Source organism: Novosphingobium sp. 11B (genome assembly GCF_054589055.1).
This window is the reverse complement of the sequence record NZ_BAAILP010000199.1, coordinates 3,546-13,364: the sequence shown is the minus strand read 5'-3', so window position 1 is coordinate 13,364 and position 9,819 is coordinate 3,546. Positions and strand designations below refer to the sequence as shown.

At 65.1% G+C, this 9,819-nt stretch carries 7 protein-coding genes; 3 read left to right on the top strand and 4 right to left on the bottom strand.

What is annotated here, in order from left to right:
* Positions 1 to 115 precede the first annotated feature (115 nt).
* Together ACYPYD_RS18115 and ACYPYD_RS18110 are read right to left on the bottom strand one after the other, a co-directional pair.
* Positions 116 to 964 carry a TauD/TfdA dioxygenase family protein gene (locus ACYPYD_RS18115; RefSeq protein ID WP_248005935.1) on the bottom strand — a complete coding sequence of 283 codons (849 nt, stop codon included), beginning with the start codon at positions 962 to 964 and terminating at the stop codon, positions 116 to 118.
* A gap of 154 nt (positions 965 to 1,118) precedes the next feature.
* Complete coding sequence (locus tag ACYPYD_RS18110; RefSeq protein WP_008829740.1) at positions 1,119 to 1,700, bottom strand: TetR/AcrR family transcriptional regulator; 582 nt, start codon at positions 1,698 to 1,700, stop codon at positions 1,119 to 1,121.
* A 98-nt stretch (positions 1,701 to 1,798) separates the two neighbouring features.
* On the opposite strand from ACYPYD_RS18110, the gene ACYPYD_RS18105 reads away from it, so the two are divergent.
* Positions 1,799 to 2,869, top strand: a complete 1,071-nt coding sequence (locus tag ACYPYD_RS18105; RefSeq protein WP_459664625.1) for a PA0069 family radical SAM protein — start codon at positions 1,799 to 1,801, stop codon at positions 2,867 to 2,869.
* A gap of 93 nt (positions 2,870 to 2,962) precedes the next feature.
* Positions 2,963 to 3,232, top strand: a complete 270-nt coding sequence (locus tag ACYPYD_RS18100; protein ID WP_069709188.1) for a hypothetical protein — start codon at positions 2,963 to 2,965, stop codon at positions 3,230 to 3,232.
* 42 nt (positions 3,233 to 3,274) lie between these two features.
* Here the strand turns inward: ACYPYD_RS18100 and dnaE are convergent, their stop codons facing one another.
* Complete coding sequence (gene dnaE / locus ACYPYD_RS18095; protein ID WP_459664623.1) at positions 3,275 to 6,877, bottom strand: DNA polymerase III subunit alpha; 3,603 nt, start codon at positions 6,875 to 6,877, stop codon at positions 3,275 to 3,277.
* A gap of 333 nt (positions 6,878 to 7,210) precedes the next feature.
* Here dnaE and ACYPYD_RS18090 point away from each other — a divergent pair, with 333 nt between their 5' ends.
* Entirely contained in the window at positions 7,211 to 8,422 is a 1,212-nt protein-coding gene (locus tag ACYPYD_RS18090) for a GGDEF domain-containing protein (protein ID WP_459664621.1), read from the top strand.
* Here ACYPYD_RS18090 and ACYPYD_RS18085 read toward each other — a convergent pair.
* Entirely contained in the window at positions 8,419 to 9,810 is a 1,392-nt protein-coding gene (locus ACYPYD_RS18085; protein WP_459664641.1) for a carboxylesterase/lipase family protein, read from the bottom strand. The genes ACYPYD_RS18090 and ACYPYD_RS18085 overlap by 4 nt on opposite strands.
* Positions 9,811 to 9,819: the final 9 nt, after the last annotated feature.

The following is a 9,819-nucleotide window of genomic DNA, read 5'->3' as shown; positions in this document are numbered from 1 at the left end:
GGTGGCCGCCCGTCCGGGCGGACGGAGGGGGAATTGTTCGAACGCTCCCCCTCCACCACCTGCTACGGCGGCGGTCCCCCTCCCCGAGACAAGCTCGGGGAGGGATCGTTCAGCGCTACTCCACCGCCCAGGGTTCCTCGCCCTCCAGCTTGGTGCGGTGCATCATGCGCCCGCACGTCGGGTCGTAAGCCTCCGCGCGGTGCATGGTGCCGGTGTTGTCCCAGATCACGAGATCGCCCACCGACCATTCGTGGCTATAGGTGAACTCCGGCCCCGTCGCCCATTCGCGCAGGCCATGGATGATCCGCGCGCTCTCCAGGTGGTCGACGCCCTGCACGTGATGGCAGGTACAGCCCAGCACCAGCGACTTGCGCCCCGAGGCGTGCTTCCACACCAGCGGCAGCACCTTCTCGCCGATGCCCTGCATGATCTTGAGCTTCGCGAGGCTCGGCTCCGGCTCGTAGTAGAACAGCGAGGCCCAGGGTCCATGGAGCACGCGCAAGTCGTCGTAGTACGCCTTGTCCTCGTCCGACAGCGCGTCGTAGGCGGCATAAGTATTCGAGAACCCGGTGTTGCCCGTGCCCTTCGGGCTCGGCACCTTGCACGACAGCAGCGAGGCGAGAATCGGTACTTCGTTGCGGGTGCCGTCGATGTGCCAGTAGAGCGAGCCCTTGAGATACTCGGCGCTGGCCGGATTTTCCTTCACGTCGAGCGTGATCTTGCTCGGACCGCCGTCCGGACCCTCGGGCGCATATTCGCCGAGCGTCTTGGTGAAGGCGATCTGCTCCGCGTCGTCGAAGCCCACTTGCGGGAATACCAGAATACCGCGCGCTTCCAGTTCCTCGCGAAGCTGCGCGGCGAGTTCGCCGGAAAGCAGTTCTTCCTTCGAGTTGAGGATGCGGCTGCCGATCTGAGGCTTGATATGCTCAGTCTTCAACTGAGTCGTCGTGGTGGCGACCGTCATGGTCATGTCTCCCAAGGATGCCGTATGAGAACGCTGTTATCACGTTCTTCGTCTCGCATCCGGGAGAATCAAGCAGGCTTGCGCGCACCGCGCCAAGCGCAGGGCCAATCAGCGCCCGCGCGTTATGTGTCCGGCCCGTATCCAGACGGGTGTATCAGGCCGCCAGCTTGTCCAGCCAGCCTTCGACGATGCGGATCGCTTCGGCATGGCCGGTCTTCACGCCAAGCCCCTGCTCCATCACCACCGCGCGGCCGATGCCAGCAAGGACCACGCTGAACCCGGCGGCATCGAAACCGTCGAGCCGGTCCAGCCTGTCACCAAGCATGTGCTTGAGAATCTCGACCTGCCGGGCGCGCATCTCCTCACTGTGCTGCGCCATGTATTCGCGCACGGCCGGACGGTGGTTGGCGAGCGCCATGAATTCCAGCGCCATCGCCACCCGGCTGGTGTCGATGAAGAAGCCCCACAGCGCCCGCAGCGGATCATCGGAGGCCAGCGCTTCCTCGATCATGCGGTCGCTCTGCGCGGCGCCCTGGCGCGAAACCTCGACCAGCAGATCGTCTGTGGTCGGGAAATAGTAATGCACCAGCGAGGGCTTGAGCCCCGCCCGCGCAGCCACGCGCCGCGTGCTGACGGAGGCGTAGCCTTCGTCGCGGATCAACTGATTGGTAGCCTCGACGATAAGCGCCCGTGTCGCGGACGTTTCGGCTCCGACCCTGCGCGCTGCGCCTGCCATGAAATTCCCCTTTCGTGCCCGCCTAAGGGTGCAGCGCAGCAAGATCAACCTGTCAGGGGCAGATTGACTTTTGTTCTTATTTTGTTCACACGTCTTGCATGGAAACGATCAAGGGCAGAGGAGCGGTCAGCGGCGCAGCAAGCACGCGCTTCAACCTGTCTGCGCGCGAAGCGGACGGCGACTGGCTCGATGCGATGGAGACGGTGGATGGCCCGTCCCGCAATCCCGCCACGACGGTGACGGAAGAACATCCGCGCTCGATCCTCTCGTTCAACAAGTCGCCCGACGTTCCGTTCGACCGGTCGGTGAACGCCTACCGGGGCTGCGAACATGGCTGTATCTACTGCTTCGCCCGCCCCACACACGCTTTCCATGACTTGTCGCCCGGCCTCGATTTCGAAACGAAGCTGTTCGCCAAACCCATAGCCGCGAAGCTGCTGCGTGAGACGCTGGCAAAGCCTGGCTACAATCCCGCACCGATCGCAATGGGCACCAATACCGACCCATACCAGCCGATCGAGACGCGCTATCGCATCACGCGAGAGGTTCTGGAACTCTGCCTAGACGTGGGCCATCCGGTGATGATCACCACCAAGTCCGACCGCGTGCTGCGCGACCTCGACCTTCTTGAGAAACTGGCCACGCGCAATCTCATCCATGTCGGTATATCGGTGACCAGCCTCGACCCGGTGCTGTCGCAGAAACTGGAACCCCGCGCCGCCTCTCCTGCCAAGCGGATGGCCGCGCTGGGGCGACTGGCCGAAGCCGGGGTTCCGGCCCATGTCTCGATCGCGCCGATCATTCCCTCGATCACCGACAGCTTCATGGAAAGCATTCTCGACGACGCCGCCGAGCGGGGCATTCGCTCGGCCTCATGGATCGTGATCCGCCTGCCGCACGAAGTCGCGCCGCTGTTCCGTGAATGGCTCGAGGCGCATTTTCCGGAGCGTGCGGGCAAGGTTATGGCGACAATCCGCTCGATCCGGGGCGGGCGGGACAATGATCCGAATTTCGTAACCCGCATGAAGCCGCAAGGCGTCTGGGCCGACCTGTTTCGTCGCCGGTTCCGCGTCGCGGCCTCCCGGCTGGGTATGAACACCCCGCACGTCGCGCTCGACTGCACGCAGTTTCGCCGCCCCTCGCTGGACGGGCAACTCTCGCTGCTTTGACAGGCCGATCCGCCCTTGGCCCGCGTTTCAGGCAACTTCGCTGAAAACCGCGCGTTGCTCCTGCCAGAAAGCGTCAAGGGACAGGAGTTCATAATGGCAGAAGAAACCGTCACCACCGAACAGCCGACGACTGCGGCACCGGGTCACACCACCATCATCCGCGAAACCCGGACCACGGGCGGCGGCACCGGCATCGTCATGGCCCTTGTGCTGCTCGTCGCCATCATCGGCGGCATCTACCTGTTCAGCCAGAACAGCGAGACCGCCAAGGACAACGCGATCGCAGAAGCCGCCAACGATGTGGGCAATGCCGCCACCAAGGTCGGCGATGCCGCTCAGGATGCGGTCAAGACCGACAAGTGACCTCGGCGAAGACAGCCCCCCGCGCCGGGGGCTGCCGCCATGTCACGCCGCCATCGCCACCCGCTCCGGCCCGCGCTTGGCGGTCAGCGAAACGTTGGTGATCCCTTCCACGCTCTGAAGGTGCTCGGCAAATTCACCGTCGAGCGCGAAGTCGCGGCCAAGCCGGACTTTTTGCGTCCGCCCGTCGCCGAGGTGCAGCGTCGCGATCACTTCACCCGCACCGCGCTCGCCGGGGCGCATGAGCAGCGCCAGTTCCTGCACCGCCTCGACCCGATCGATGTCGAGCTTAAGCACCATGCGGGCATCGGCCTTCACTTCGTTCAGCGGCTTGCCCCCCCGCACGGTGATGCGCGGGGGTTCGTCCGGGCTGGGCGAATCGAGTTCGACGTTCAGGAGGATGCAGGCGCCTTCCTTGGCCCACTTCACGAAGTTCTCGACCAGGCTCTCCTCGAAACACGAAGCCGAAAAGTTACCTGACGAATCCGAGAAATCGGCCATCACGAAGTCCTTGCCCTTGCGGGTCTTTCGCTTCTGGACGTTCTCGACCATCGCCGCCATCACCGCGCCGGTGCGGCCACCGCCGCCTCCGCCTGCCATGAGACTGGAGTAGGTCCGAGCACCGTTTGCCGATGCTACCGCGCGATACGCTTCCACCGGATGCGCGGCGAAGTAGAAACCGAAGGTCTCGCGCTCCTTGGCCATCTGGTCGGCACGGTCCCACTTGTCCGCTTCGACGAGGCGTAGGCCCTGCTCGACGTGATCCTCGCCGCCAAAGAGGCCGCCCTGTGTCGAATTGCGCTCGCGCGAGGAACGATCCGCTTCGGCCAGCAAGGTATCGGCGTTGGCCAGAACCTTAGCACGATTGGGCTCCAGCGCATCGAAAGCCCCCGCAGCGGCAAGGCTTTCAAGCTGACGACGGTTCATCGAACCTGCAGGTGCCCGGCGGAACACATCGTCGAGATCAACGAAAGCTCCATTTGCCTCGCGCTCGGCGACGATAGCGTCCATCGCCTTTTCACCGACGTTGCGGATACCAGCCAGCGCATAGCGCACGGCATGGCTTTCCGCCGTTTCCTCGACGATGAACTCGGCTTCGGACTTGTTGATGTCAGGCGCGGCGAGTTCGATGCCGTTACGGCGTGCGTCATCGACGAAGATCGCCAGCTTTTCCGATTGGTGCATGTCGAAGCACATCGCGGCGGCATAGAATTCGTGCGGGTAATGCGCCTTGAACCATGCGGTGTGGTAGGCCAACAGTGCATAGGCGGCGGCGTGCGACTTGTTGAAGCCGTAGCCCGCGAACTTGTCGATCAAGTCGAACAGTTCGTTGGCCTTGGCCGCCTCGATCCCCGAGACTTCCTTGCAGCCGTCGACGAAGCGCTGGCGCTGCTTGTCCATCTCAGCCTGGACCTTCTTGCCCATCGCGCGGCGCAGAAGGTCGGCGTCACCCAGCGAGTAGCCTGCCAGGATCTGCGCGGCCTGCATGACCTGCTCCTGATAGACGAAGATGCCATACGTTTCGCCGAGGATGCCCGCCAGCTTGTCGTGCGGATACTCGATCGGCGCGAGGCCGTTCTTGCGCTGGCCGAACAGCGGGATGTTGTCCATCGGACCCGGACGATAAAGCGAGACGAGCGCGATGATGTCGCCGAAGTTGGTCGGCTTCACTGCTGCCAGTGTGCGGCGCATGCCTTCCGATTCCAGCTGGAACACTCCGACGGTATCGCCGCGCTTGAGCAGTTCGTAGACGCCCGGATCGTCCCACGCGAGGGTCGAGAGATTGATGGTGATCCCGCGCCTCTCGAGCAGGTCGCAGGCCTTGCGCAGCACCGACAGCGTCTTGAGGCCAAGGAAGTCGAACTTCACCAGGCCGGTGTCCTCGACATATTTCATGTCGAACTGGGTCACCGGCATGTCGGAGCGCGGATCACGGTAAAGCGGCACCAGCTGCGCCAGCGGACGGTCGCCGATCACGACGCCCGCCGCGTGAGTCGAGGAGTTGCGCGGCAGGCCTTCCAGCTGCACCGCCAGATCGACCAGACGGCGCACTTCGCGGTCGTTGTCGTACTCGCGCTTGAACTCCGCGACCGGCGGATCCTTGGTCACGCCGTGCGCCTTGCGGCCCTGGATCGTCTCGGTCAGCGTCCAGGGATCGGTCGGGTGGTTCGGGACCATCTTGCACAGCGAATCGACGCGGCCATACCCCATCTGCAGGATACGGCCGCAGTCGCGCAGCACCGCGCGGGCCTTCATCTTACCGAAGGTAATGATCTGCGCGACGTGGTCATGCCCGTACTTCTTCTGGACGTAGCGGATCACTTCGCCGCGCCGCGTTTCGCAGAAGTCGATGTCGAAGTCGGGCATCGAGACGCGTTCCGGGTTGAGGAAGCGTTCGAACAGCAGGCCCAGCTTCAGCGGGTCGAGGCCGGTGATGGTCAGCGCCCAGGCGACCAGCGAGCCCGCGCCCGAACCGCGCCCCGGCCCCACCGGAATACCGTTGTCGCCCGCCCACTTGATGAAGTCGGCGACGATCAGGAAGTAGCCGGGGAAGCCCATGCCGACGATGATATTGACCTCGAAATCGAGGCGCTCGGCATATTCCAGGAAGTCCTCGGTGACGCCCTTCTCGCGCAGGATTTCATAGGCAGCGCGGCGTTCGTCACCGGTGAGGGCCATTGCCTCGTCCAGTTCCTGCTCGGTCACCTCGGGCCAGTAGGGCGCCAGACGGGCGGCAAGGCCTCGGCGCGAATCGTCGGCGAGCATGCGCGCCTCGCCTTCGCGGTCACCGGCAAGGCTGGGCAATAGCGGCTTACGGCGCGGCGGCACGTAGGCGCAGCGCTGCGCGACGACGAGGGTGTTCGCCAGCGCCTCGGGCAGATCGGCGAACAGCTCCGCCATCTCGGCGGCGGGCTTCACCCAGCGCTCGGACGAGGAGCGCGGGCGATCGGCGGCGTCCACTTGCGTCGAGTTGGCGATGCACAGCAACGCGTCGTGCGCGGCGTGGAAGCTGCGGTCGGAGAACTGCGCCGGGTTGGTGCCGACAAGCGGGATGTCGCGGTTGTAGGCGAGCGCGATCAGGTCTTCCTCGCTCTCGTCCTCCTCGGGCTCGCCGGTGCGGGTGATCTCGACATAGAGGCGGTCGCCGAACAGGGACTGCAGCGTGTCGCAGTAGCTCTCCGCCTGTTCGTGACGGCCCGCCGCGAAAAGGCGCGCCAGCGCGCCCTCATTGCCGCCGGTCAGGCAGATCAGTCCGTCGGTATGGCCGCGCAGCGATTCCAGCTCGACGTGCGGGTCCAGTTCCAGCGGGCGCCCAAGGTGGGCACGGCTGACGTGATCGCACAAGTTGAGCCAGCCCGCCTCGTTCTGCGCGAACAGGGCAAGCCAGTCGATCGCGCGCTCCTGTCCCTGCTTGGCGGCACCCGGACGGGCAACCGCGAGGAAAGTGCCGACGATCGGCTGCACACCCGCGCCCTTCGCCGCCCCTGCGAAGATCGGAGCGGCATAGAGCCCGTTACGGTCGCATAGCCCCGCGGCGGGGAACTTGCGCTCCTTGGCCAGCTTGGCGATCGCCTTCGGGTCGATCGCGCCGTCCAGCATGGTGAAGCTGGAGAAGATGCGGAGCGGTACGAAGGGAGCATGCGGCATCCGGCAAATCTATGCACTGCCCCCCGGCCCGATCAAGGCCATCGCGTGACAAGGCAGGGGATACATCGGGACATGGTTAACCCTGGACGATGAAGCGGCCTTCATCCCACGGCCCGAAACGTTCGAGCGAGCAGCCATTCTCCCGTGAAAGTCCCGTTCGAGCAACGATTTGCAACGCCAGCCTCTTGCGCCGCGCCAACACGAAGCGTTAACGACATTGCGTTAGGTGCATATGTGGACGTCCGGAGAGGCCGGACGTGATTCGACATTCGGAACGGACCTGCCGATGACTCATCTGTCGCATCCGCTTCGAAGGCATCGCTGACGCCGCCGATGCCCGATATCACCACGATCGCCGCGTGCAGCACGGCACTCGGCGCAATCATGTGCATTGCCATCCTGCTGTCGTGGTTCAAGGACGGTCGCCCGGTGCAGCGGCGCTGGCAGTTCGCACCGTTCGGGATCGCGGTGCCGGCCGGTGTCCTTCTGACTTATCCGGAAATATTACCCGGCCCGCTTGGCCTGAGGCTGGGCTGGTTCGCGCTGACGCTGGTTTACGGCTCCGCCTGGCTGGCGGCGCGGGTGACGGCGGGACGCAAGCCCCGGCCGCTGCTGATGCTGCTGCCCTGCGTGGCGGTGCTGCTTTTCTCGGCGACCATCGGTGCGGACGATGCCATGGCAGAGCTGCGCATGATGCCGCGCGTCCTGCTCTTCGCGCTGTTCGACGGTCTGGCCGCGCGCGAATTCATGCGGATGCGCCAGCCGCAGTTGCAATCGGCGACGACGCTGTACTGGATCTTCGCGGTGTTCTGCGTGTTCGAACTGCTGCGCACGCCCTTCTCGCTCTCGCTGCCCGCGCCGTTCGGACCGAAGGAAACGCAGGTCTGGTCGATCGCGCTGTTCAACTTCCTGATCGTATTGCAGGGCCTGCTGCTTGGCGTGTTCCTGACCGCGCTGGGGCGTGAGCAACTGGCAGCACAGCACTATCGCCTGGCCTCCATCGACCCACTGACCGGGATCGGCAATCGCCGCGCCCTCGACGATCGCATCGAGGCGCTGGCCCGGTCGCCGCGCGGCGAAGACTGCGTCGCCGTTGCGCTGCTCGACATCGACCGTTTCAAGGCGATCAACGACGAACTCGGCCACGGCTTTGGCGACATCGTGATCGTCGGCGCGGCGATGGTGGCGCGCGAGACGCTGGGTGCCGGAAACGTTTTTCGCGTGGGCGGCGAGGAGTTCGCGGCCATCATCCAGGCGCGCACGCCCGAGGCGGTCATGACCCGCGCCGAAGCCGTGCGCATCGCCTTCGAGGCACGCAGCCATGTCAGCGGAAGCGAATCGCGGCGCTGCACGATCAGCGTTGGCGTGGCGATGATGGAACCCGGCGACGATCACTCTGCGCGCTTCACCGCGGCTGACAAAGCGCTTTACCTGGCCAAGCACCTCGGGCGCAATCGCACGGTATTGGCAACGCCTGGCCAGCGCGCGGCCCCGCCTCCGATCGACTTGCGGGCAGTTGCCGCCGAGCGCCGCGCTTCGGCTTAGCGCGCCGTCAACGGATCGTGGCCGACGCGCGCTTCGCCGTCGGCGGCGAAGTCCATGATGATGTCACTGGCCGGATCGTAGCGCGGCCAGACCGGCCGCTTGCCGCCACTGGGATCGCCGCTGGTGGCAAAGGCGACGAGCGCATCACTGATCGTGCCGCCCATCGCATCGTCGCGAGCCGTCGTGACATCGCCATACTTGATCGTCTGTGTATCGAAGAAGAAAGGAATGTCGCTGGCGTGTCCTGCCCCTGGCTTGCCCACCGAGGATGCCACGTAGGAAAACCGATAGGCGTAGACCGGGGCGCCTGCCTGCGACAGCGTTCGCGCCACGTCGCGGGCACCCTTGATCATGAAACCGTCCGGGCCGCCCATGTCGGCGCTGGTCGCCCCGATCATCACCGGCACCTTGGTGAACTTGCCATCGGCATAGGCCTTCGCCACATCGACCGCGATGCGACCATCGACGAAAGGCGAGGAGAACGCCGGGCGTTTCGCTGCGAACAGGGCCTCGAGATTCAGACCATCGACCACCTGCTCGGCCGGCAGAGCACGCAATTTTGCCAGCGCCTGCGGATCGTCGGCCGCGATGCCCTTGGTGGCGGCGAAAGCCGTGCCGGTCTTCTCCGCCTCGGCCAGACCGCCCGCTCCGAGCGCAGTGCCGTCTCCGCCGGACATGACGACCGCCCGGGCGAACAGACCTTGCGTCAGCGGCGAAGTCATCAGCATGTGCACCGACATGCCGCCCGCGCTCTCGCCGATAATCGTGACGTTCGCAGGATCGCCGCCGAAAGCCGCGATGTTCTGATGCACCCACTTGAGCGCGGCGACCTGATCGAGCGTGCCGTAGTTGCCCAGTAGCCCGCCGTCGGCATCGTCCTTGGTCAGTTGCGGGTGAGCGAAAGTGCCGAAACGGCCAACGCGGTAGTTGAAGCTCACCACCACCACGCCCTTGCGCGCCAGTTCCGCGCCTGAATAGGTCGGCGGAGAAGCACCACCGTTCAGGAAGCCGCCGCCGTAGATCCAGAACACCACCGGCAGCTTCGCCTTCGCGCCCTCCGGCTTCCAGACGTTGAGGTAGAGGCAATCCTCGGCGGGCGGCGTGCCGAGCGGTGCGGCGTCGCTGGGAAACGGCTTCTGCATGCAGTCGTGGCCGTAGGCAGTCGCCGGACGCACACCGGCCCATGCCGCGACCGGCTGCGGCGCGCGCCAGCGCAGGTCACCCACCGGCGGCGCGGCGAAGGGAATGCCCTTCCAACTGACCACGCCCTTGTTCGCCTCACCCCGGACTTCTCCGCTGCGCGTCACGGCAACCGGGTCGGCGATGGCGACCGGTGAACAGGCGGTGGCAGCAAGAATGATGGCCGATAGAAAAGTGGGGGCTTTCAAGAAGGTCTC

Bases quoted from the DNA above. Each gene is read 5' to 3' on its own strand.
- ACYPYD_RS18105 (WP_459664625.1), top strand. From the start codon at position 1,799: ATGGAAACGATCAAGGGCAGAGGAGCGGTCAGCGGCGCAGCAAGCACG.
- dnaE (WP_459664623.1), bottom strand. From the start codon at position 6,877: ATGCCGCATGCTCCCTTCGTACCGCTCCGCATCTTCTCCAGCTTCACC.
- ACYPYD_RS18115 (WP_248005935.1), bottom strand. From the start codon at position 964: ATGACGGTCGCCACCACGACGACTCAGTTGAAGACTGAGCATATCAAG.
- ACYPYD_RS18090 (WP_459664621.1), top strand. From the start codon at position 7,211: ATGCCCGATATCACCACGATCGCCGCGTGCAGCACGGCACTCGGCGCA.
- ACYPYD_RS18110 (WP_008829740.1), bottom strand. From the start codon at position 1,700: ATGGCAGGCGCAGCGCGCAGGGTCGGAGCCGAAACGTCCGCGACACGG.
- ACYPYD_RS18100 (WP_069709188.1), top strand. From the start codon at position 2,963: ATGGCAGAAGAAACCGTCACCACCGAACAGCCGACGACTGCGGCACCG.